The following is a 24,633-nucleotide window of genomic DNA, read 5'->3' on the forward strand; positions in this document are numbered from 1 at the left end:
TTATTTTCCTTCTTTACTTCATACCTTAACCAGAAAATCCGCAAGTTCTTCCGGGGAATTAACAAGAAAATCCGGGTTGCCCTCGTTAATTTTCTGAGGAGTATGCCATCCCCAGGTCACTCCAATCGTTTGTGTACCTGCGTGTTTACCTTCTATCATATCCCCTTTGGTATCCCCTACATAATAGGCCGAGATACCCGGATGCAATGCCATAGTGTTGTGAATTTTTTTGATCTTACTTTTCTCTTTTTCTGCTCCAATAACATCCTCAAAACAAGTAATTCCGTTCCTATTCAAAATCTCTTTGGTTGCACCGGAAAGATTTGAAGTAATAACATATACATGGTGTTTTTCCGAGATCCTCTGTAAGGCTTTCCCAATCCCGTCAAAGAGTTCAAGGTCTGTCAATTGTTCACCTTGTAATATTTCATATCTCTTCAATATGTCATTTATGGCAACTTCACTGATCCCTCGACTCATCATTGTCTCATAAACATTACCCTCGAATAATGAAATGACATCTTTTGGTTCATTGATTCCCCGGAACCCATTCTCAAGACAGGCTTGTGAAAAACGCGAAATAAAAACCTCCAGGGAATCCACAATAACCCCATCATAATCAAACATTACGAGCGCCACACCTTTACCTCCTTGAAAATCACTGCCGTGTATTAAAAGAAACTGATTGTATAAGATCCCCTGCTCTTATAGAGAAGGGGATCTTATACAAATACTAACCTAATGTATTCATTTTTATCCAGTTTGATTGAACTTAAAACTATTAACCTAAGAACTCAAATTGTTTATTGCGAAAGGCCTTAAGATAATTGACGCAATACTCATCTCGCCCGGCAAGTGTTTCAGCAGTAACTAAACTTGCCATCATCATCTTGTCCAGAGGGTTAATAATAAGGCCATCCAGACCTTTGCCAATAGCCATAATAGCAAAGGCATGGTTCATAAATTTACGCACGGGTAAACCATAAGATACATTGGACAGACCGCAAATGGTATGAACTCCTTTAAAGCGAGTCATGATCGCCTCTACCGAATTAATAAACTCAACGGCAAAGGTACTGTTAGTAGAAACTGGCTGAACCAACGGGTCTACATATATGTTTTCAAGAGGTACATTGTTTTTGACAAGTCCATCAATCAGCTTTTCGGCGATTCTTAGACGAGCGTCCATAGTTTCCGGCATACCTTCATCACTCATACAAAGAGCTACAACTTTTAAGTCGGTGCCTGCAATGACAGGAATCAAGGCGTCATAGCGCTCTTTTTCTAAGGATATCGAGTTAATCATGGCGATACCTTTATGTACAGATAGAGCAGCTTCAATAGCCTTGGGGTCCGGACTGTCAATACAACAAGGTGCCTCTACAGCTTCTTGAACTGTTTTTACAAGCCATTGCAGGTATTCAGGTTCCTTACCGACAAAGATACCGGCATTGACATCAATATAATCTGCTCCTGCTTCATGTTCATCCCTAGCCACCTGTTTGATATATTCAGCATCTTGTGCTTTGATGGCCTCTCCGACGGCTTTACGACTTGCATTAATTAATTCTCCCACTACTAACATGAATTTTTCCTCCTCATATTCAGCTCTTAATTATTATTTCTTTAGAACTAGGATTTCTAAGAAGACTAATACTGCAAATTCCGTGCCAATTATGTTGCGATGAAAACTTAGCTAAATATTACTTGATTTCCAGTGAGTTTTCAACATTCCAGGTCCCTATTAAGCTTAATTTATTAAGTTTTGGAATATCAGATACTTAAAAACAAGTCAGGATAGACTTACACCAAAGGAACTGACGTCAAAACTAAGTCGATGAGACTTAAATTTAGAAGTCAGTTCTGAAGTTTTTAGCTTCTATAGACTATTTAACAGCATCTCACAGGATGTCTTATTTAGCCGTAAGTTTACGAGCAGTCTCTACCGCTCCGGGGGCATCAGTGCTCCAACCATCCGCTCCGATTTTCTTTGCAAAATCTTCTGACACGGGTGCTCCGCCAACCATGGTCTTAAAGCTTAACCCTTGTTCGCGAATAGCTTTCACAGTTACTTCCATAAAGGGCATGGTCGTCGTTAATAAAGCGGACATACAGATGACATCGGCTTTTTTCTCTTTTGCGGTGGCCAGGAATTTCTCTGTATCCACATCTACCCCCAGATCATAAACCTCGAATCCGGCGCCTTCCATCATCATGGAGACTAAATTCTTGCCAATATCATGCAAGTCCCCTTTGACGGTTCCGATAATAATCGTTCCCTTTTTTTCGCTTTCTCCATGTGATAATAATGGTTTTAATACCTCAAGTCCAGCTTTCATGGCTTTAGCAGCCATGAGCATTTCCGGAACAAAGAATTCTCCTTCAGAATAGCGTTGCCCGACTTCGTCCATTGCCCCAATTAATCCATTGCTTAGAATTTCCGAGACATCCGTGCCAATCTTAATTTCAGCTTCAACCAGAGACACTACTTTATCAATGTTAAATTCTATTACTGCATCATAAATAGTCTGTACGCTCATTAATTATCTCCCTTTCCTTTCAGTCACAAGACCGTCACGTTGTGTAAAGATTAAATTCCCCACTTAGCATCCCCTGCAACAAGTCCTTTGAAATGGCCGCGAACTTTAGCATCCAGTTCTTCTGAAAAGCGCGACTTATTCGGTTTACTTAAGATTTTTGCGGCTTCTTTCATTGCACGGCTGTGAGCGTCTGGTTTCCCTTGATCTTCCCAACGGCGACGCATTTCTCTTGTTGCCACTTTGGGTAAAACGGCAATGGTTCGCATATTTTTCATAGTATGATCCAAATCCATGTAACTCCCACCGGGGCCAACTTTCGCAATCAAGTCTAAACACAAGTTTTCTTCGTTGTATTCAAAACCCTTTTTCATTCGTTTAAGCATCAAGGCTATTTCATTGTCGATCACAGCTTTAGCAAAGTCAAAGGCCATCAGACTCCCTAAAAGCCCCCCCATATTGAATAAGTCTGCTCCGGCAAGCAAAGCGCCTGTGGTGTTCATTCCTGTCTCATACCCTGATTGAGCGTCATTAGAATGGGCATTGGTCAAGCCGATATATCCGCCGGAAGGAACATTGTAAAATCTCGCCATTTCTGTATGCGCCATTTGCAGCATTCCCGTTTCGATAGCACCTGGGGCATAGGCTCCTGTCCGCATATCCGCAACTGTGGACAAGACAGCATAGATCATGGGGGCTCCCGGACGAATCATTTGAGTCAGGGTTGCAAGTCCCAGGAATTCTGCATTGCCTAAGGTCAAAGTCCCCATCAAGCTTAGAGGAGAAGTCATGCCGGCATTTGGAACAATTGTTCCGTAGACCGGCAGTCCTTGTTCAATCAGATAGATAACTGCTTCAGTAGAATCCACATCAAAGGTCAACGGTGAAACAACCGGGCAATAATGATGATTAATAAATGGACGCTTACGATACTCTTCTTCCCCTCCTGCGATCAGGGCTCCTAAATCCAGTACTGCTTTAAGGTCCTCCATGTTAGGAGTATTGCTTCGTACAGGCTTTTTACAGTTTTTCAAGGCAGGATAAAAACGGGACAGACTAAACTGTCCTTCTGGGGCATCCTCCGCCAGAGTTGATATTGAAAAGACATCAAATCCAGGCAGTTCATTAATCAAATAAGCGATATTAGCTATGTCATCAGAGGTAGCGCGACGTTCTTCACCTGTTTCCGGATCGATAATATTGGGAGCGGAACTCCCTGTTACGACAATCGGGCGGTCGCCGGGCATTGTGACATCAAATTTTGGATCTTGAGCAGTAAAAGTATAGGTAGGAACAAAGGTTTTTCTTGCCTTCTCAACAACCTCTCGGGGAAACTTAACCATCATTGTTTCCATGTCAACCTGGCAGCCATTTTTGGAAAATATTTCCATTGCTTTCTGATTACGAACCAGCATCCCGACGTTTTCCAGAATTTCCAATGAGGCCTCATGTACGCGCTCTACTTCTGACTGACTAAATAATTTAGTGAACTCCACAATTAAAATCCCCTTTCCTTCTGCTCGGATTGATGCTTCAGTCGAGCTATTGGGTTTAAATCGACTACACTAATATGGATTTTGCCACTTCTAATATCTCTGCTTTATGCTTTTCAATCCAATTCATCAACCGAACATTATGCTGCAGATAGGCAATATACTCATATTCATTCAGATCAGTTCCGGCATAGTATGCTGCTACATCCCAATTTATCAAATACATATTTGAGGCGGCGATCATCGTGGGCAGATACTCAATTTCCACGGCATTCAAAGGTTCTAGCCCTTTCAATTCAATCAATTTTTGCTGATAAGATTTAAGAAAAATAGCACATTTATCGAGAAGCAACACCCCATCTTGTTCATCTTGCCATGAGCTGCAGCAATAAGCCATCCCTAAAGTTACATCAAAGAGCCTATGGTCAATCTTAGACCAATCAAAGTCGAAGATTCCTACAACCTTGCTATTTACGTATTTTAAATTACCCGCATGAAAATCATTGTGACAAGGTGTGAGCGGCATTTTTTCCAGCACATCCTGAGGAATTTGCGAGCTCTCAATGACCTTCAAAATTGAGTCCAGTTTACTCCTGTAATATTTGTGAAACTTCGTGTCGATATCCTTCCGGGCTAATTCTTTATATTTTTCCGGCAAAGTCGGGAGAAATTCCATAATCTTCGGTTCTATTCGCTCCAGACCTTGCGGATCAAAATCTCTGGCAGCATTATGGAAAGTTGCCAAGACTTCTGCTGCACTGGCATACTCTTCATCATTTAAGTTTGGAGTATCCCAGGTGTATAAGTCATCGCCTTCCAGAAACTCATACACCGCAAAATAGATATCCGTTCCATTTCCATTTACCCCTTCAATTTTCTTGACAAAGGTTGCTCCATCTTTAGTACGAATTAACCCGGCAGCAATATCCAAGCCATGAGCTTTGGAGTAGTCAATCATTAAGTGTTCAAAAATTATTTCCGGAGCTGTGATACCATATTTATATTTTCGCACAAAGTATTCGCACTGTTTTCCATCTTTCTCTGTGTAAATACCAAAACTTCGATTAACATACCCACCAAATATTTCGAAGACCGCAGTAACAATCCCGAGATCATAGCTTTGCAGCGCATCAACGATTTGATTACGGATTAGGACTGATTCCATAGATTCGAAGAAATGAGCAGCAATTTTTTTGAGGTCTTTACTTTGGGTAAACATAGAAAACGTTTGGTTAACACTTAGCTCTTCGAGATGTCTCATTTTACTTGTGTTCATGTTGATCCTCCTAATAGAAATTTGCTTGGATGATTAATGAAAGAATGGAACCTTAATTTTAAAACAGAGTAAAAAGGTTTTTCTATTGCAATAATCATAGCATTTAAAAATTATTTTTGATTAACACATTTCTGCTCGTTTTGACTCATTACAATCATTTGAATATTGCTACTATTCCGCACATATTGATATTCCTTGTCTAGATAAAAAACTATTATGAAAAAGAGGTGGATATTTCATACAAAAATAAAAATATTCACCTCTTTTTCAACGACTTTTTTTAGAGATTAGCTTCGTCAAGTTTTCAACTAAGAAGGCTCGTACTTCAAAGGCATCTTCGAAGTAATAGTCAGCGCCTATTCGCTTTGCAAAACCCGCGTCCACAGGGGCACCTCCCACAATCACGACTAGGTTTTTGCGAATTCCCAATGATTCTAATTCGTCAATCACATCTTTCATCATAGTCATGGTGGTAGTGAGCAAGGCTGACATCATCAGAATGTGAGGTCTTTCTTTACGCACAGCACTGGCAAACTTTTTGGGGGTTACATCCACTCCCAGGTTAATAATCTCAATACCCGTGGCCATGACTAACATCTTGACTAGACTCAATCCAATGTCATGGAGATCTCCGGCTACTGTTCCCATAACGATTTTGCCGGTGCTTTTCTTTTCAGAACTCTCTAATAAGGGTTCCACAAGACTTAAACCCGCATGCATTGCCCGAGAAGCCATGAGGACTTCAGGCACCATAACCCTTTGCTCGCGAAACTTCTCAGCCACGCGATCCATTCCGGCAATTAGACCTTTTTCCAGAACGGATTCCGCAGCAAACCCCTGCGCCAAAGCTCGTTGGGTCAAGACCATGCTTTGTTCAGCGTCCCCAGCAGCGATAGATTTAATGATTCCTTGAAATACCATAACTCTCACCTTCTAATACAAGCTGTTTTTATATGTAAGGGGAGTAACCCCGATATATTTCCTGAAGACTTTAGAAAAATAACTTTGGTTTTTAAAACCCACAGCTTTAGAGACTTGGGCAACACTGAATTCGGGTTTTTTCATAATTTCAACGGCTTGCTCCACTCTGACTCGGGTCAAGTAATCATTAATTGTACAGTCCAATTCTTCTCGAAACAACCTTGATAGATGAGAGGAACTGATAAAGAGGTGCTGAGCTACATCAGTTACTGTAAGAGGCAAAGCGTAGTTCTCCATAATAAAATCCCGAGCATTTTTAACTATAGCAATGTGTTTTTTATCTGCTAATGTAAATATACCCTCTAAGAAGGTTTCTACAATCCTTTGAATTTTATAGAAAAACTTTTCAACTCGCTCAATACCCTCAATTTCCTTATTGAATTCCTTCAGAAGCCTCATAATACGCTCTGCATTTGCTCCCCCTTCTACTGCCGCCCTGGATGTCAAGGTCGCTAATTCGAGAATCCTGACTTTGACCGTTTCGAGATCTCCCACGGTTTTTGTATAAAGATCCGTCAAAAGACTTTGGAGAGTCTGATCGGCCCTTGTTCTATCTCCTAACCGAATATAGCGCAAAAACTTGCGCTCTTTCTTTAAATAATCGTCATAATCACTAAGATCCGGTAAATTTTTCCGCTTGCGTTCCTCAATTTCATGTCGGATTTGTTGTTGCTGCAATCGTGTTGCATCAATTTCCTCCAGACTATTGATGTTCCGTTTGACCAAATGGTTCACAACTACAAAAAGCATATCAGCAGCGGCTTGAGAGCGAGATGGCGAAACGACTTCAAGCTTACTCGCCATGCTTTTTAACTTTTCAAAACTCTCGATTCCAGCATTTAGTTTCTTCAGTTCCTGAAAGAAGAAGTGATCCGGTTCCCACATTAGTACTTGTCCGCAGATAATGCTTCCCAAAGAGACCCCTCGAATCATGATCGGGACAGCCCAGATAACTAACCCTGCATGGCAACGAAAGAAATAGGGTTCTTCCCACTTGGCAGCCTCAAAGCTGGCCCGCTTATAAGAATCCTGACATCTCCTTTCTCCCTCAGCTTGACAACGAATATAACGGCAAAATTCACTTCGTCCAAAGTTTCCCGGTACCGAAAAAGTCTCACCCTCATTATTAATAGCCTCAATATGTAACCCTGTTGCGTTGTGAAAGCTACCCAAGCTTTCCTCGAGGTGTTTTGGATCCAGAAGGTCAGAATCTAATGGTTGGAGCATTGAACTCATCCTTCCATAAAAGGATATCTTTAAAGAGAATAGATTTCGATCAAGCATTTATGAACGTCACAGAGCTCTATTAATTACCGATTAAAGACTAAGGTCTTCAAGACTACCGGTACAACTCGGCCGCCCATAAGAGGTTTACCGATATCAATATAATCACAATTATCCACTTCAAGCTGATCAATGCAAATCACTTCAAGGGGTTTATTAACTGAAGCATTTATACACTGTCCCAAAACTTTCCCACAATCTGCTTCGACAACAAGTATGAGGGGTTTAGCTTTACATAAGTAGTCATGCATGCCCAACAGCAACCCTTGAGCCAAGATATCTATATTTGCAAAGGACATGGTTCGCGGCCCTTTCATGGCTATAGCTACAATTCCTTCAAAGCGATCGACCTGGAGCCGAAGGATTTCCTTTTTAATGACTTCTGCTATGCTTTGAGGTGTTTCAGGAATCAAGGATGTAAATGGAGAAATAACCATGACATTGCGAATAGGCAATGTATTTTCCTGAAGATGGATGGTACTGCCACTTAAATTGACCGACTGAGTTCCGGTTCCGATGACCGTTGCTCGTACTGTCTCCTCAGGCTTTTCTAGGACAAACCCATCTCTCTCCAAACATACTTTAAGCTCCCAGCCGAGAAGCGGCCCAAAATCTCCGAAAGCTGTCACTTCCGCCATGGTCATCGGTCCATTTAAAGCATAGACATAGTCCGCTACCCCGCCGGAAATCATTACTTTTCGAATCGGGTGAGCTAACTGCAAGGGAGGGGTCATAAGCAGTTCCTTGGTCAACTCAGTGTGCACAGATGTCTTGAGTACGTCCACAACACACCCAGCCATAGCCTTGACAATAGGACGAAGTTGAGGAAGAGTCACTCGTTCCCCTACCTGAAGCCTTTGTCCCCTATGTTTTAAAGCGGTTTCAGCCGGCTCAGAAATGTAAGTAATTCGGTCCCCCTGTCGCTCAAACTCTATTAAGTGTCCGCCCACATTAAGGCAGGAAGAGTCAACAGCCTTACCTTCATGAAACATGGCATAGTTGGAGGTTCCGCCACCTACGTCGATATTGACTGTGACTTGATGCCTCTGGGCTGAATATAAGGCAGCTCCCGATCCCTTGCCCGCATAGATTGCCTCCAAATTAGCACCGGCAGTGGCCACGACGAAGTCACCCGCAAATCCAGCTAAAGCATCAATAATCGCCTTAGCATTTTCTTTCTTAGCCGTTTCCCCGGTAATAATCACTGCACCTGTGTCAATCATCTCAGGAGTCAGCCCAGCAGCCATATATTCAGTTTCCACAATCTTCGAGACCTCAACCGCATTAATCAAGTCGCGGTCTAAGAGGGGGGTAAAATAGATCCTGCTGCGATGGATTACTTCTTTATCCGTAATTTCCACGCGAGGAACTAAAGTTCCTGAAGCAGTATTCTCGATAGTCAATTGGCTGATCACCAGTTGGGTAGTAGTGGTTCCAATGTCAATGCCCACACTCGTGATCCTTTGGTTAGTCGATTCGGGCATTTTGTCACCGCCCCTATTTTTGCTGGTTCAGCTTAACGCCACTCGCTTTGGCGGCCAGAATTTGTTGGATAACATCTGTAAGATGAGCCCCTGCTTCAGCAGGAGGGATTCCGCCCTTATGAATATTGGAGATAACCGTACGATCTGCTTCCACCGTATTTTCATTGGGTCGGTAAATCATATAAGCACTAAGGCTCTCGGCAGTTCCCAGTCCCGGTCGCTCTCCAATTAAGGAAATGATCACCTCAGAATTGACAATAGATGCTACATGATCCTGAACCCATACCCTCCCATTCTTCACGAAGAAGGGAGCTCCGACTTTTATTCCCGCAGATTTCAGCCCTTGGATCAACGCCGGCAATAAATCTGGAATATTGGCCTCAATGGCAGTTGAACTTAGTCCGTCAACGATCAGAATCTGAACCTGGACATTCTTTTCACATTTTTCCGAGACTATTTTCACCGCTTCCTCCGATAAACGACGTCCCAAATCGGGTCTTTGTAAAAACTCATCTTTACTAGTAGCAGCACTTTGCACAGACATTAAGTTCATCCGTCGCAGAAATTCCTCAGAAACATCGAGAAATACTGCATCTTGAGCTACTGCATGATCTGCCAAAAATCTTAACAAGGACATAGTTTTGGGGCGAGTTCCGGCTCTGCCAATTCCGATCCGAGCTGGGGTCAACTTCTTCATAGCCTTAACCGCATCTGCATTAAATGGGTTTGAAATCTGCATTTCTTCTTGAGGAGGGAATGTAACCATCTCCTCGGACTCTGTGTTAGGGACTAAAGGCGTATCCATCATCGCCGCCGCCATCACCTGGTCTTTCCCCTTATGTGAAAGCAGCCCTTTCTTAGCCAGTTCTTCCATAACACTTTGGATAATGACTTTCTCTAATTCATTATTCGCGACTGTCACCTGGATTCGCCTCCCCTATTTATCAAAAATGGATGGGTCTCCGGCTCTCTCTGTCAGTTTGCCCTTTGCTAAAATGCCCATTTTTTCCAACCACTTCTCAAACTCAGGAAGCGGCCGCAACCCTAAGATTTCCCGGGTACTAGCGTCATCATGGTAACTGGTATCCTGATAGCTCAGCATAACATCGTCGCCGCCCGGAACTCCCATGAAGAAGTTTGAACCAGCCATAGCGCAGAGGAGAGTTCCCATTTCCTGATCATTTTGGTCTGCTTTCATATGGTTTGTATAACAGGGAGCAATCCCCATCGGCAACCCATGCAGCTTACCCATGAATAAATCTTCCAAGTCTGCCCTGATTACTTCTCGACCTGAATAAATCGTCTCAGGCCCAATAAATCCAGAAACATTGTTAGTCATAAACGGATGATATCCGCGTGCATATCCATAAGTTCTTGCTTCCAGCGTCATCATATCTACGCCGAGGTGAGCATCCAGAGAAACCTCTGAACCCTGTCCGGTTTCGAAATACATAAGATTAGGCCCTGTCGCCGTTCCTTTACGCTGTGCTAAAGCAAAGGCCTCATCAAGAATGGCGGCATTTACACCAAAGGCATCATTAGCTTTTTGAGTTCCGGCAATACTTTGGAAAACCAAGTCTACAGGAGCACCTTTTTCAATAGCTTTAATCTGTGTTGTTACATGAGCCAGAACACAGTTTTGAGTTGGTATTTCCCATTTTATCATGAAGTTCTTAACCGTATCTAAGAGGCGAGTGACCGTCTCTACATTGTCTTCCACCGGATTAATTCCGATGACTGCATCCCCTGAGCCATAGGCTAATCCTTCTTTGAGGGAAGCCAGCATCCCTTCTATATTGTCGGTTGGGTGATTGGGCTGGCAGCGGAAAGCCAAAGTTCCGGGCACACCGAGCGTCGTATTACAGTGAGATTGAACGCGCATCTTCTTCGACCCAAAGACAAGGTCCATAGTAGACATTAACTTAGCCACAGCAGCAATCATTTCACTCGTAAGACCACGACTTATGTGAGTTAAGTCTTCTCCTGTTGTCTTATGGTCTAAAATATACTCTCGCAAATAACCGACCGTCCAACTTTTGATCTCTTGATAGATTCTTAAGTTGAGTCCATCATAAATTGCTCGAGTGACTTCATCCTCTTCGTAGGGAATGACCGGGTTATTGTAAATGTCCTCAAGGGTAAGATTACTGAGAACCAATTTTGCTGCCACTCGTTCAGAAGCTGATTTCGCAGCAATTCCGACCAGTTCATCACCGGACTTCTCTTCATTGGCCTTAGCCATCACTTCTTTAAGACTTTGGAATGCAAAAATTTTATTGTAAACTTTCGCCTTTAAAATCATCGAACGATCCCCCAATCTGACATAATGTCCTTAATCGCAAAAATCTGCCCAGTTAGCTGGGTAGGTAGCATAGAAAACTTTACAAAAGGTCGGAGAGGAAAAGACCACTTGGCTTCCCTTTGGAATATAAACCACATCTCCCTGTTTAGCGCGAAAGACTTGCCCCTCGACTTCAAGTACAAACTCTCCCTCTATGACGTAATCCACTTCATCATAATTTAGAAACCATGGCAGCTTAGAATGATCAAAGGTCATAAAACCTGAGGCAAGATTTCCCACACGTGAGTCGATGACGTCCACGAGTCCCACCTTTTGCCCCGGAGGAGCTTCCGGAAAGGGCTGGATCACCACAGTTTCCCCTTTGACATGGGTTGCTTTAGGGTTTTCACAGGCGGGTTTGAGAACCTCACCGAGAATTCTTTGCACCGCTTTTTTCAAGTCATCGCATTGGCTTTCTGCGTCTGTGGCAACTTCAGAGGAAACGCTGACTTTATTAAAACCAGACTGTGAATTCACTTGTTGTCCTGCCGATTGCCCTATAACATTATGACCTATGATTTCTTGTCTGCCTTTGCTAATAGTTATTCCCAACTCTTTGGCCAGATCTTTGGCGGAGGGAGTCAGTACACTGTCTTCTTCCAAGACTATATTTTTATCAAATTTGGCCAAATCTCGTAAAACCGCTGCCGAGATAAATCGTCCCATAGTACACCTCCTTAAAATAGAAGTCAGTAGTCAAAGGCCAGAGGTCCGAAGTTGGAACATTGAGCTTTGTGCTCATGCCTTTTGCCTCATACATCTGCTTCCTATTATTACATCAAACTTTCAATCAATTGCTTCGCGGGTCTTGGTATGACGACTTGACGGATGAGAAGTCCTTTATCACTCGCCAAAGCGCTTCCTTCTTCGACTGCTGCTTTAACGGAGGCTACTTCTCCGGTGAGCAGTGTGTAGCTTTTGCCGCCGATTCCAAAGGCCAGATGGATGAGCAGAGGCTCGACGTCACCAGCTTTTACGGCTGCATCCGCGGATTCAATTAGGGATGCCACACTATAGGTTTCGATAATCCCTAAGGCTTTAATGTCCTTTAATGTGTTGGCGCGTCCCATGGCAGGCAATATGGAAGGATGGACATTGGGGATGACGAAGGAATCCACCACGGTCTCTGCTCCTAAGTCGACTCCGGCGTTCACGGACTGCTGCACCCCTGATACATCTCCGCTGACCATGACGATGTACTTTCCCGGACAGATGGTTTTGGCTGCTAAAATGGTCACGTCGGCTGTTTTGGTCATGATATCAGCACATTCTATGCCTTGTGCTATACTTGTTAATTCTACCAGCCCTATGGCATGAATCATTTGGCTGCACCACCTTTCCCTATCGTTATGGCTTGAGGGGTGATTTGAGTCACGGTTCCCTCAAGGCTAGCGTGAACTTTTGCTCCCAGTGCTCCTTCTGGGATTTCTCCGATAAGTTGTCCAACAGAAACAAGGTCTCCGACTTTGACAGCAGGGACTGCAGGAGCACCAATGTGTTGCTGCAACTTTAGTACGACTTCGTCGGGTTCATATATGTCTAAGGATAAAGGGGCTTCCTTATACCATGGTCGAAGTCTTAAGCGATCCATCAGACGGGCAGATGGAATTAAACGGTGTTTGGCCATCGGGTCTTCCTTCCCGAGTTCTCCTTGATATTTGATGCCCTTGGCTCGGAGCTCTGCTTTTAAGGCGATATTCACTCGCAGCGGTGAGATTCCCACCGGACAAGCATAAGCTTCACACACACCACACTCAGAACAAGTTAAGGCACTGGTTACCAACAACGGATCTCCGATGTTTTTGTAGTTCACCGCACGGATAAGTCGGTGGGGAGAAAGTTCGTGTCCAATTATGTGTCTCGGGCAAAGCTCGGTACAGAAACTGCACTGTTCACAGACGGTTTTGGCTATGCGCAAAATGTTATCGACGGTCATTCGTTTACGTTGGATGAGCATATGATTGTTTGGCAAGGCTATCAGCCCGCCTGTGGTTTTGGTGACAGGGGCTGAAAGGTCGGTGATGAGGGTTCCCATCATCGGTCCTCCATTGATATAGGATAGATCCTCGCTTCCGCCGCCGGCCAGTGCGAGGACATCTCGTATAGACGTTCCGATGGGGAGGGTGACAGTAATAGGATTTTTGACGGCTCCTGTGACAGTGAGAGTCCGTGTGGTAACAGGGGTTCCGTCGACAGCTTTGGCGACATTGATCAGGGTCTGTACGTTATTGACAACGACTCCGATGTTCAAGGGTATTCCACCCGGTGGAACTCGCCTCCCGGTGGTTAACCAGATGGTGATGACTTCGTCTCCTGCCGGATAGATATCGGGCATAATAGAAATCCCTAGGTTGTCTTTGTTCCTGATATAGGGTTGTAAGGCTGCTATGGCATCCTTGTATTTAGCTTTTAAGGCAATGATCCCTTTTTGGGCACCCGTCGACTCCATGGCTAGGGTTAAGCCTTTAACGAGAAGCTCCGGATAGCGGGCTGCCAGTTGTTGGTCGGTTTTAAGCAAGGGCTCACATTCTGCCGCATTGACAATGACTATCTCTGCTTGGGCAGAAAGCTTGACATGGGTTGGAAATCCAGCTCCGCCTGCGCCAACGACACCAGCATCTCGAACTTTCCCACTTATCTCTTTCTTCTTTATCTCACTCATTTTTTCACCCACTTAGCTCACGCTTCAAAGGTTTCTTTATCGATGATGCCTACAATAGTTGCATCGATGGGGATGCTATTATTTGCCAGACCCTGCCTGGCCGAGGAACCGCTGGCTACCATGACAATTTCGTCTTCTCCGGCTCCGATTTGGTCTGCAGCGATTAGGGAATTCCCAAATTCCTGAAGTCTTGGTGTTCCATCCTCTTGATAAGAGAGGGTGACCGGTTGGACAACGAGGAACTTCAAGCCACGCAAGGATTCTTCTTTACGGGTTGACCAGACATTTCCTATGACACGTGCTAGGATCATCGTTGTCCTTCCTCCTTCTCGATGCACAGTTCAATTCGGCGCAACTTTAGGGTATCCCGGGCTAACGGTGATATGACAGTCCCTTGTTTGACGAGGATCGTTGAACCTTCGGGGAATCCATAGGCCTGTTTATCTCCTAAGAATTTCTTGGCAAAGCGGATCTCATCCAGCGAGGGAGCACTTTCTGTATAGAAGCCTGTTTTCTTCGATTCATAGGTCACAGATGTCTGCTCATATTGATTTGTCTGATCCTTTAGAACAGATTTCAAGGCTAATGAACCTCGTTCTTCTAACTTCGCACATGTCATGACTCCATAAGATTGCAGCTTCCGGATATATCCTTCGTATAGTTCGCGATAGGCCGGCGGTGTTTGAGGGGTAAAGCAAAGATACTCTGTCACTAGTTCGATGGAGTTTCCTTTGCTTATCCCGCGTCCAATCATCTCACAGATTGGGTTATCTCGAATACCCAAGGCGGCTTTGGCCAAGGTGTTCAGAGAACACGCGGGCAGGATTAATTTTTGCCAGTCTGACTTGCTCAAAGCATCTTCAGCAGTAATCCATGTCATGCCAACGGGTAGTTCCGGCTTAAGTAAATAAACTTGGTCACTTGGTAAAATGCTAAGCTTATAGTCGCATCCCCATCGTTGTTGAACCGCGGTCAGAAGGCGCGGAAAATCCGAGACATAGTTTAAGAGGACTAAAGCTTCGGATTTAACCACATTGTTCTCCTCTTGATTTTTAATTTCTTGAAGTAATCCTTGTAAGGTTGGATCAGACAGGATACGGCGCAGGATCTGGTTAATCAATTCTTCATTCATGGTCATACCCCCATGAGTTTGCCCTGGCTCGTTGCGTCGATAAGTGCCGCATTGGCTTCATCCATATCCAGGTGCATTTCTTTACGATATTGGTCACTTACTCGGATCAACACGTCTTCATAGACCATGGGACGCTGACTCTCGACTTTTACACACACACGGTCTCCATCCTTTAGGGACCACTCTTTAGCATCGTTACTGTGCAGATGGATGTGCCTGCTTGCTACCATGACCCCTGCTTTAAGGTCGACCTTACCGACCGGACCTGCAATCTGTAGGCCGGGAGTTCCTTCATGTTGCCCCGAATCTCGGATGATTGGCTTGATGCCTAATTTAAAACAATCCGTGACACTGATTTCCACTTGCGTGTTTTTTCTCACAGGTCCTAAGACACGGACCTTCTCTAAACTTCCTTTAGGTCCAACTAAGGTTACCGTCTCTTGAGCTGCAAATTGCCCGGGCTGAGAGAGTTCTTTTTGAACCGTTAAAGCATAGTTTTCACCGAAGAGGACCTCCAGGTCGGCCTGGGAGAGGTGGATATGGCGATTCGAAGTTCCCAAGGGAACTCGTTTTACTTTGTGATCCTGAGTTTTCCTACTTCTTACTTCGCAGGCAAGAATGTAGAAGGCACTGGACAACCGGTTTAAGGCCTGAATCAGATCCCTTCTGCTACATGCCCCAGATTCATCCGTGAACGCCCGGTTGGCATAGAGTTCGACTTCTCGTGACTTGGCTCTTAAATGATGGAGTTTGGCTACGATGGGTCCATGGGTATAGCTTAAGGGGGTATGGTCGATTCCAAAATACTTTTTGGGATGATGGGATCGTTCCCGCAGTTCTTCGGGGGTTAGCCCCATCAGAGTTGCCCATTGAAAAGGTTCCTGTTTAACTTCACTAACCATGAGTTGTCGGCACAGGGACGAGATTTCTTCTAATTTCAGAATGAGTTCCTCTTCCCCTGCCTGCAGGAAAAAGCCTTGGGCTTCGATAAGTTCACATTGAAACAGGTCCAATTGCCCTCGGTAGGCAATCACCGGATGGGTCTTGGTGACTAAAGCCCCAGTACGCAAATGGGTCATGTGTTCGGGTTTAACACCAGGAGGAATTTTAAAATTAGATTTAGAATTACTCTTGATCTGGGTTTGAGGTCCCTGAAGTGCATCTGGCTCTTGAACAGATTTAGGCCTACTACCTCTATCGATGCTTTGGGAATAATTAGAGAAGGTATTCCTATGGATATCCTGCAGTCCGTTCCCTTCAATTTGAACATCAATTCCCTTGGAGCGGATGAAGTCCCTTGCCGATGGGGTGATCACACTACCCTGAGGCAATATGATCAGTTTATCCTTGGTTTTATGCCAATTAGCTCTTAGTTCATACTCTGTGACAATCAAGTCCTCACCTCATTACAGAAGTCAGAGGTCAGAAGCCAGAGATCAGACTATTTCCTTTTACTTCTGGCTCGAACATTTGACGTTTAGTTATTTATCTCCGTAACTTTTGTTATCACCGACTGGCAGAATGTACTCAACGTCCTGATGAGGGCGTGGTATCACATGTACGCTGAGGAGTGCTCCGACTCGTTGGGCCGCTGCTGCTCCGGCATCGACGGCAGCTTTGACAGCTCCAACATCCCCTCGCACCATGACTGAGACCAATCCACCGGAGACGTGCTCTTTTCCGCATAATGTGACATTAGCTGCTTTTAACATTTGATCGGCTGCTTCGATGGCTGGGATTAGTCCCTTTGTTTCTATCATTCCGAGTGCTATTACACTTCGATCTTGTGCCATTTTATTCCCTCCCAAATTCGTAGTTCGATATTCGTTGTTCGTGGTTCGAGGCTTACGCTCCATGTCAGTGTCACTGGGTTCAATGTTTTATGAACTTGATCCATCCTGTTTCAAGGGTCTATTTTTATGGGAGCAGGTTCTTCGACTTGAGATGGGTTGAGTCATCCAATTTAGCACTTCATGCCATTTAAGTGCTGCATAACTTGGTTGATGATCTCTCGCACCAATTGTGCATCGACTTGCGGCCTTTGGGCTTGGTTTTGTTGTTGAGCTCTCTCGCTGCTTCCTGTAGGATTAATGGGTTCAACAGGTTTGCGTTCGGGCATCCCTTGATGCCAAGCGACTCGTTTGATGTTGAGCAGATGAAGGGGGGTAACGTTTTCAGAGACACTCGATCCGGCCCAAGTTCCACACCCTAATGTAAACGATGGAGCTAAGCCGGTAGTCGCTCCGACACCTCCCATAGCCGCTGGGGTGTTGACGAGTAATCGGTTGACTGGTTTCTTGAGCGCAAACTCACGAATAATTTCTACATTATTACTATGCATAGCTAGACTATGGCCTACACCGCCTGCTTCTAAAAGTTGGAAGCAGCGGTCGCATCCTTCATGCCAATCTGCTACTCGGTAAAAACCTAAAACAGTGGTTAACTTTTCATAGGATAAAGGCCATTGAGGTCCCACCCCAGCTAAGGGGGCTACTAAACATCTTGTTTGGTCTGGGATATTAATTCCTGCCAGTTGTGCTATGAACTTAGATTCTTTCCCTACAACTTTGGGATTGACTCCTCCCTTTGGTAACATAACGACTTGGGAAACTTTCGCTACTTCCTCTGGATCCAGGAAGTGAGCTCCCTGTCTCCTAAGATGAGTTATCAGTTCATCGGCGATACATTCCTCAGCAACAATGGCTTGCTCAGAGGCGCAGATGGTTCCGTTGTCAAAGGTTTTTCCCATGACGATATATTCGGCCGCTGTCGCTAAATCAGCACTTCGTTCTACAAAGGCTGGTACATTTCCGGGGCCGACACCTAGGGCTGGTTTTCCACTGCTGTAGGCGGCTTTGACTAGAGCACTTCCACCCGTTGCCAGAATCATAGCCACACTTGGATGTTTCATGAGTTCGTTTGTAGCCCCCATTGATACATTCATTATGCACCCTATGACTCCTTCAGGAGCTCCTGCTGCGACTGCAGCTTGATGCATGATTTTCGCAGCTTCATTCGTACAGCGTACAGCACTCGGATGCGGAGAGAAAACGATGGCATTGCGTGATTTAAGAGCAATCATAGCTTTGTAAATAACCGTTGAGGTGGGATTAGTAGTCGGTACGATTCCCGCGATAACTCCTACAGGTTCAGCAATTTCCCAAAGCTTTTGTTCGCGGTCCTCTCGGATGATTCCCACGGTTTTCATCGGTTTTATGAAGTCATACAAGGTCCGAGAAGCAAAATAGTTTTTAAAGCATTTGTCATTATAGTTTCCCATTCCGGTTTCAGAAACGGCCATCATGGCCAATCGTGCTGCATTTGCTTCGCCAGCTTCACGCATCATATCAATGATATGATCCACTTGTTCTTGCGTGAAGTCTTTAAGGACTTCTTGGGCTATGCGCGCAGCTCGTACTAAATTTCGGGTTTCTTGTAAGGAACACAGGTCTCGATCAAGTTCCAAACTAGCTGCACCTCCCTTTATCTTAGAATTTCAAACCATTTTCACAGACGTCGATGACAGCCCTCTGGAAGGCTTCACAGGCAGATTTGCAGGCGCTTTGCGAGCCGGTTAAGAGTCCGCCGCCGAAGTTAGTTTCGGTTGGTGGTCCGTAAAAAGCTTTCATGGTCACTTCCGCAGCTTTTAACGCAGCATCTAAGCCATACATAGCTTCGATTGGGGGCGCGATGAGGTAGGAGAGTGCTTGACCTTCTTCGATTCCAGCCAGTTTAGAGAGGTAGCTTCCTGTACGCGAAACAGTGTGTGGGAACCAAGCTGTTTTTCCACCATCACAGGTGTAGAAGAAGCATTCGTTTTCAAGGTGGTCAATGCAGGCATCCACTCCGGCACGCACTTCGGCTGGATTTGGGCCGGCTAAGATTCCGATGATTTCTCCCGACAGCGGGCCTGAGGCTCGGGCGGCTCCGCAATAAAAACTTTTAGCATAGACGACTTCGACTTCTGCTTTTTTCGTGGCTTCGTCTAAGGCGACGTAGGTTGAATCATCAATGTCTGCAGTGATCATGCCGATAGAACGTTGATTGCCGGTGAGGCCCAGCTTTTCGGCGAGATCGGGGGCCACATTGGGGATTAATCTAACGGCTAGTACTTTTGGCTTAAGGGGCTCTATCATGGTTACCCTCCCTATTAATGCCGGACCTTTTTCTTAGTTCCGACGATTTATTTTGTATTCTCAACGTTTTTAGTTTTCGGTTTTTCCTCGATAACGGGCAGCTTCGGCAAAATGGCTTCAAGCTCCGGATGTGGGCGCGGAATAACGTGACAACTGATGAGTTCTCCAACTCGCTCTGCTGCAGCAGCTCCGGCATCAACCGAGGCCTTAACAGCTCCAACATCTCCTCTGACCATAACAGTCACTAAAGCGCCTCCTACTTTTACTTTCCCAATCAAGGTTACATTGGCTGCTTTGACCATGGCATCAGCCGCTTCAATGGCTCCTACGATTCCACGGGTTTCTACCATTCCTAGTGCTACGAGATCTTCTCTTATAGCCATTTGTGTTTGCTCCTTTCAACTAAATCAATTACCTTTGGAATACATCGTTGCTAACTCAGCGACCTAATTCAGTGACCGCTCCAGTTTTAAACTATAACCATAAGCCGTTGAGACAACGGCTGTATTCCCGCATTTGAAAGTGTATTTACAAATTTGATCCTGGGATAAACTTAATTGATAACTTAAAAAGTTTTTGTAGTGCTTAATAGGGAAAGACATACATAGTTCGTTTATATACTAATGCAAAAACCATGCCATTGTATAAGTATACAATTAAGCCAATGCCATCAGGAAAAGATGCCAATTCGAGCAATTCAGACAAGTCAGCTATGACTCAGCGACCCATATCTCACTCGATTATAGTACGATTGTGAAAAATAGCGTGTCCCACTCGCAACTGAACAAACAATTCTTTTCCAAAGATCTGATTCTTTTTTAAAGATTGAGGCTAATGCTCCTGCTTTTGAACCTGTTCGTTTTCCCAGTTCCGGAAATTCGAATAAATAATCACAGAGATTTCACTCAATTCTTCTCAGAACCTCGTAAACTTCATAATAATCTGCGAATACGAGTCATCTTTGACTTATATTGACTCAAGCGTCCAAGCAGACATACTTTTGACACCCCATATAAAATAATAGAGACAAATCAATACAGTAGAAAGAACCATTATTATGAAATTGACAAGTGGGCAATTATCACTAAGCCAGATATAATCCCTATTAACATGGCGACAGTTGTATAATAGGAAGGAACAATTAACCTACTTATATATGAATTGAAGAACTGCGGTACTGAATTACAAATTTTAATAAAAGAAATTGTAGAAGGCTCCAACTATTAGCAATTTAAGAGAGCCCGTGTAGGAGACCTTAAACTAATTACCCCTGGAATAAAAATTGCATAATAGTAAGTATTACTAGTTGGATTGAGTTTACTTAAACAGGATGGGAAATATCCGCCCCTCGACAAGCATATACTTGTCTGGAATAACCCTTAATATACCCTGAAGAGCTGTATGAATCCAACTGAACTCATAAATGTAAAAGTACTTAACAGTTTATCCTGACTTTGAACTTATCCGAGGGTAAAAAACAAAGGAATTCGCTTAATTTAAGTAGTTGCCTGTGAACTGATAATTATCCTGCATAAACGGACAAAAATTAAGAGGTTTTTTAAGAATTAAGTCGAAAATAATATACATATAAGTCAATAATTAATTCAAAGGAGTCTGTCTAAAGACTTTAAAGATATAACATACTCAAACGCAGGAGGTAAAGCAGGATGAGTATCGAACCAGAAGAGTTAGATAAAAACACTTTGAAAAAAATTCTAGACAATTCCCACGACGAGATTTACGTTACAAATGCTAACGGTATCGTTGTTTATGTGAATAATGCCTGCGAAAAACACTACGGTGTAAAAGCCTCTGAAATTATCGGTAAAAAATCAAGAGAAATTTCCGAAAAAAAATATTGGGGTCCTCGGGTCAGTCCTATTGCTATTGATAAAAAAATGAGCATTACCCTCGAGCAAAAAACTTGTACGGGTAAAACCTTACTCACAACAGCTACCCCAATTTTTGACTCAGATGGTAACATTGAGCTTATCATAGAAAATTCCAGAGACGTTACCGAATCCGAGGGTATCAGACACGAATTAGAGAAAAGTACTCAGCTGCTAAAGCGCTATAAAAAAGAAGTTGCCGTCCTTCGAGAAAAAGAAACTAAAATCCCCGAATTCGTTTGTAAAAGTTCAAAAATGGAAATCCTCCTGACACTTGTCCGACGAATCGCTTCAGTTAATTCAACAGTTCTGTTGCTTGGTGAATCCGGATCCGGTAAAGGACACATGGCTAAATATATACACAATAACAGCCCTAACAAAGACGGACCATTTATTACTGTTAACTGTGCTTCAATTCCATCAGAACTCATGGAAGCAGAAATGTTTGGCTATTCTAAAGGAGCTTTTACCGGGGCCAATGTTAAAGGAAATATCGGTTTAATCGAGTTGGCAAATGAGGGTACTCTTTTCTTAGATGAAATTGCCGAACTGTCTCCTCGCATGCAAGCGAAGCTTTTGCAAGTGCTCCATGAAAATCAATACTTCAAAGTAGGAGGTCGCGAGATTCAGCATGTCAATTGCAGAGTAATTGCCGCTACCAATCGTGACTTACAAGCGATGATCATAAAAGGGGATTTTCGTGAAGATTTATATTACCGCTTAAATATATTTGAGCTCGTACTTCCCCCTTTAAGAGAACGAAAAGAGGAAATCATTCCTTTAGCTCAGGAAATCTTGGCAAAATTTAATCAAAAATATAAATTGGATCATGAATTAAGCGAGAGATGCTATGATTTATTTGTTGAATATCCCTGGCCAGGCAACGTTCGAGAATTAGAAAATATTATTGAGCGTTTAATCGTTGTAACTCAGGCCAAAGTTATTGATGAATATGATCTGCCTAAATCATTTCTCACCTCAATAGAGCGTCGGACAGCCCCTATTCAGTCTATTTCAAATAAACCCCTTTCCCTGGATGATGCGCTGGGTGATGTGGAAAAAAACTTAATTCTGCATGCTTATAAAGAGTTAGGGAGCTCCTATGAGGTTGCTAAATTCTTGGATATCAGCCAAAGTAAAGCAAGTCGTTTGATACGAAAGTATTTTCCATCTGAAGAACATGACTTTAAGCGGACGGATTAACATGAATGAAAATACTCTTAAGCCTTCCTGTTATTCAACAAAAAAGGCAATATATCCTAAGGCAACAGAACAAAGTAAGCCAATTATATTTTCTGCAAAAAAAAGTTTATTTAGATTGCCAGAGAATTCTGGTTTAATCTTCTTTTTCATATGTAAGGTTACAACCATTGCACCCATATTAAGCACAAATAAGGGAACAAGCACAAATCTCGAAAAATCTGCAGCAAGCATTTTCAAAACCCCTCTCTTAGTTCGTACTAGTATCTCTAAGATTATATACATTTAAGAAACCTAAATACAACACCACATTTATTGACAAATAATAGGGATGTAATCCCCTGATATACTTAGAGGACTGTTCACCACTTCAAAGGTATACAGTCCTCTATTGTGGGATAACGCACCACCAGCTTGAAAAAATCTCAAGTTTCCTTACGGCCCATTTTGTTAACCAGAAAATCTTAATTCTATAAATTATTAGGAGTGCATTCCTAAAAAGAATTCTTCATTGTTATCAATAGGCTTATCTGCAATAGCCGAAAGCTGTTCCTTTGTCGGAGGCGGGGAGGCGTACGTACCGATAATAACGCCGGCCATACCGCAAACTAAACCAACGACACAGTAGCCCAAGTAAGAGTTAGCCATTGCACCTTGCCCGAATATCCAGTCCCATACCGGTGTATTATAGACGGATTTCCAGACCTTGTATTCCAAAACGAAGAAAATGAAGGTTCCCAGAGTACCGAATAATCCACCTAACATTACCCCTAAAAGTGTAGCACGCTTCCACCATAACACATAAAGCATCACTGAGATACCTGCCGTAAGCAAACCTGATGACAGGAAATAAGCATCATTAAGAGTTGCTCCCACCATCGGACTGTTATAGAGTAAAGCAATAAGTATATTAATTCCAATCATGAATACCGTAACCATGCGTGACCATTTCACAATCTTGGCATCTGACCAGTTCCTCTTCTTATATACCAGCGGTTGTAAAACATCAAACGACAGGTTCATAGCTGTGATGTTACTGTAATTGGCTACAGTAGACATCGTGTGCGCTGACAACAAGAAAATTAACAGCCCTTTAAGCACTGGGGGCATATAGGAATTAATATAAGTCGATATTATGTTATAAGCGCCCTTATCCCCAAGAACCGCCGCAGCACCTACAACTCCGTCTGTGGTTTCGGGAGGAAACACGATAAGGCCCAAAAAACCAATAACCGCGGCAGGTATAACAATAATCACTAAATTAAAAAGGATGCTGTATATCCCGCCCAGACGAGCTTCTCTTGTGCTTTTAGCAGCTTGCGCTTTTAACCAGAAATCTTCTGCCGATGCCCACCCCGGCACCAGTCCAAGCATAACAATTAAGGGGAATGATAAGGAGACATAAGCAAAAAAACTAGCTGAATTCTTGGCACCATCAACTGGATAAGCAAGACTATTTACTATTGGCTGTGCTTGCAACATACTCCAAATCGTTGTACCCTGAGCCGCTGCGATGCCGTTAGCCGTTAAATATATAGCGACTGTAGTTACAATCAATATTATTGCGCCCATGAAAAACTGCACTACATTGGCATTGATGACTGACCGGAAACCACCCATCCACATATACATGGCAATAGGGATTGCATAAATAATAATCATCGCCTCGATAGATATCCCGAGAGCCGGAGCCATGATCAGCGATGCAGCGTAAAGCTCAGCAGCTGACCATATTGTATATGAAAAGATATTGATTGGAGCAGACAAGATCCTCGCCGGCAGTCCGAATCGTTTTTCCAGCATCTGGCATTGCGATATTGCCTTGATCCTTCTTAATGGACGAGCCATTAAAAATTGCCAAATGTTCGAGAAAAACCATGGAATTGCTACAACCCATAGACCTGATAAACCCAGATCGTAGGTGGCCCACGTCATCCACGTGATCATCCCGATTAACATCCACCCTGAAGCTACAGACATGCCGACCATATAGGCTGGTTGACTGCGGCCTGTGATCCAATAATCATTATGTTCTTCTTCTGCACTAGCTGCCGATTTCTGCTTTTTATAGGCATTCAGGCCAACTGCGATAAGAAAGACGATATATGCTATAAAAACTAACCAGTACCACAATGGACTTACATCAGCATTACCCATTCATAATCACTCCTTCAAACTGAATTCATTTGATCAACCGACCTGTTCATTTTTAGATACT

23 protein-coding genes are annotated in these 24,633 nt (G+C 43.6%); 1 reads left to right on the forward strand and 22 read right to left on the reverse strand.

Annotated elements, in window-relative coordinates:
* Nucleotides 1-18: 18 nt before the first annotated feature.
* The 20 genes from LJE72_RS10190 to LJE72_RS10285 form a co-directional block, all read right to left on the reverse strand.
* Nucleotides 19-639, reverse strand: coding sequence for an HAD family hydrolase (locus tag LJE72_RS10190; RefSeq protein WP_229247476.1), 621 nt, complete (start codon nt 637-639; stop codon nt 19-21).
* Nucleotides 640-781: 142 nt separating this feature from the next.
* Nucleotides 782-1,585, reverse strand: coding sequence for a methyltetrahydrofolate cobalamin methyltransferase (locus LJE72_RS10195; RefSeq protein WP_229247477.1), 804 nt, complete (start codon nt 1,583-1,585; stop codon nt 782-784).
* 328 nt (nt 1,586-1,913) lie between these two features.
* Nucleotides 1,914-2,540, reverse strand: coding sequence for a corrinoid protein (locus tag LJE72_RS10200; protein WP_229247478.1), 627 nt, complete (start codon nt 2,538-2,540; stop codon nt 1,914-1,916).
* 50 nt (nt 2,541-2,590) lie between these two features.
* A complete protein-coding gene (locus LJE72_RS10205) occupies nt 2,591-4,033 on the reverse strand; it encodes a trimethylamine methyltransferase family protein (protein ID WP_229247479.1) in 1,443 nt (480 codons plus the stop codon).
* A gap of 64 nt (nt 4,034-4,097) precedes the next feature.
* Entirely contained in the window at nt 4,098-5,306 is a 1,209-nt protein-coding gene (locus LJE72_RS10210; RefSeq protein WP_229247480.1) for a phosphotransferase enzyme family protein, read from the reverse strand.
* Between the two features lie 267 nt (nt 5,307-5,573).
* Nucleotides 5,574-6,227 (reverse strand): corrinoid protein, encoded by a 654-nt coding sequence (locus tag LJE72_RS10215; protein ID WP_229247481.1) that lies wholly within the window; start codon nt 6,225-6,227, stop codon nt 5,574-5,576.
* Between the two features lie 12 nt (nt 6,228-6,239).
* The gene (locus tag LJE72_RS10220) at nt 6,240-7,514 is read right to left on the reverse strand and encodes a PocR ligand-binding domain-containing protein (RefSeq protein WP_229247482.1); all 1,275 of its coding nucleotides are present in this window, start codon (nt 7,512-7,514) and stop codon (nt 6,240-6,242) included.
* An 83-nt stretch (nt 7,515-7,597) separates the two neighbouring features.
* Entirely contained in the window at nt 7,598-9,055 is a 1,458-nt protein-coding gene (locus LJE72_RS10225; protein WP_229247483.1) for an ethanolamine ammonia-lyase reactivating factor EutA, read from the reverse strand.
* Nucleotides 9,056-9,068: 13 nt separating this feature from the next.
* A complete protein-coding gene (eutC, locus tag LJE72_RS10230; protein WP_229247484.1) occupies nt 9,069-9,977 on the reverse strand; it encodes an ethanolamine ammonia-lyase subunit EutC in 909 nt (302 codons plus the stop codon).
* A 15-nt stretch (nt 9,978-9,992) separates the two neighbouring features.
* Nucleotides 9,993-11,357 carry an ethanolamine ammonia-lyase subunit EutB gene (locus LJE72_RS10235; RefSeq protein ID WP_229247485.1) on the reverse strand — a complete coding sequence of 455 codons (1,365 nt, stop codon included), beginning with the start codon at nt 11,355-11,357 and terminating at the stop codon, nt 9,993-9,995.
* 30 nt (nt 11,358-11,387) lie between these two features.
* Nucleotides 11,388-12,062, reverse strand: coding sequence for a cupin domain-containing protein (locus LJE72_RS10240; protein WP_229247486.1), 675 nt, complete (start codon nt 12,060-12,062; stop codon nt 11,388-11,390).
* 107 nt (nt 12,063-12,169) lie between these two features.
* The gene (locus LJE72_RS10245; RefSeq protein ID WP_229247487.1) at nt 12,170-12,718 is read right to left on the reverse strand and encodes a BMC domain-containing protein; all 549 of its coding nucleotides are present in this window, start codon (nt 12,716-12,718) and stop codon (nt 12,170-12,172) included.
* The gene (locus LJE72_RS10250) at nt 12,715-14,058 is read right to left on the reverse strand and encodes a 4Fe-4S dicluster domain-containing protein (protein ID WP_229247488.1); all 1,344 of its coding nucleotides are present in this window, start codon (nt 14,056-14,058) and stop codon (nt 12,715-12,717) included. Before LJE72_RS10250 ends, LJE72_RS10245 begins: the two co-directional genes overlap by 4 nt.
* Before the next feature lie 17 nt (nt 14,059-14,075).
* Entirely contained in the window at nt 14,076-14,369 is a 294-nt protein-coding gene (locus LJE72_RS10255) for a EutN/CcmL family microcompartment protein (RefSeq protein WP_229247489.1), read from the reverse strand.
* Entirely contained in the window at nt 14,366-15,190 is an 825-nt protein-coding gene (locus tag LJE72_RS10260) for a flavoprotein (RefSeq protein WP_229247490.1), read from the reverse strand. The genes LJE72_RS10255 and LJE72_RS10260 overlap by 4 nt, the downstream gene beginning before the upstream one ends.
* A 2-nt stretch (nt 15,191-15,192) precedes the next feature.
* A complete protein-coding gene (pduL, locus tag LJE72_RS10265; RefSeq protein WP_229247491.1) occupies nt 15,193-16,584 on the reverse strand; it encodes a phosphate propanoyltransferase in 1,392 nt (463 codons plus the stop codon).
* Between the two features lie 87 nt (nt 16,585-16,671).
* Nucleotides 16,672-16,983 carry a BMC domain-containing protein gene (locus LJE72_RS10270; RefSeq protein WP_229247492.1) on the reverse strand — a complete coding sequence of 104 codons (312 nt, stop codon included), beginning with the start codon at nt 16,981-16,983 and terminating at the stop codon, nt 16,672-16,674.
* Between the two features lie 170 nt (nt 16,984-17,153).
* The gene (locus LJE72_RS10275; RefSeq protein WP_229247493.1) at nt 17,154-18,656 is read right to left on the reverse strand and encodes an acetaldehyde dehydrogenase (acetylating); all 1,503 of its coding nucleotides are present in this window, start codon (nt 18,654-18,656) and stop codon (nt 17,154-17,156) included.
* A 22-nt stretch (nt 18,657-18,678) separates the two neighbouring features.
* The gene (gene eutL / locus LJE72_RS10280; protein WP_229247494.1) at nt 18,679-19,326 is read right to left on the reverse strand and encodes an ethanolamine utilization microcompartment protein EutL; all 648 of its coding nucleotides are present in this window, start codon (nt 19,324-19,326) and stop codon (nt 18,679-18,681) included.
* Nucleotides 19,327-19,373: 47 nt separating this feature from the next.
* Nucleotides 19,374-19,709 carry a BMC domain-containing protein gene (locus LJE72_RS10285; RefSeq protein ID WP_229247495.1) on the reverse strand — a complete coding sequence of 112 codons (336 nt, stop codon included), beginning with the start codon at nt 19,707-19,709 and terminating at the stop codon, nt 19,374-19,376.
* A gap of 1,284 nt (nt 19,710-20,993) precedes the next feature.
* On the opposite strand from LJE72_RS10285, the gene LJE72_RS10290 reads away from it, so the two are divergent.
* Entirely contained in the window at nt 20,994-22,418 is a 1,425-nt protein-coding gene (locus tag LJE72_RS10290) for a sigma-54 interaction domain-containing protein (RefSeq protein ID WP_229247496.1), read from the forward strand.
* Between the two features lie 30 nt (nt 22,419-22,448).
* On the opposite strand, the gene LJE72_RS10295 is transcribed toward LJE72_RS10290, so the two are convergent.
* Together LJE72_RS10295 and LJE72_RS10300 are read right to left on the reverse strand one after the other, a co-directional pair.
* A complete protein-coding gene (locus LJE72_RS10295; RefSeq protein ID WP_229247497.1) occupies nt 22,449-22,649 on the reverse strand; it encodes a hypothetical protein in 201 nt (66 codons plus the stop codon).
* A 246-nt stretch (nt 22,650-22,895) separates the two neighbouring features.
* Nucleotides 22,896-24,572 (reverse strand): sodium:solute symporter family protein, encoded by a 1,677-nt coding sequence (locus LJE72_RS10300; protein ID WP_229247498.1) that lies wholly within the window; start codon nt 24,570-24,572, stop codon nt 22,896-22,898.
* Between the last annotated feature and the right edge of the window lie 61 nt (nt 24,573-24,633).

Origin of the sequence: Desulfosporosinus shakirovi, from assembly GCF_020595055.1 — a bacterium.
Classification (GTDB): domain Bacteria; phylum Bacillota; class Desulfitobacteriia; order Desulfitobacteriales; family Desulfitobacteriaceae; genus Desulfosporosinus; species Desulfosporosinus shakirovi.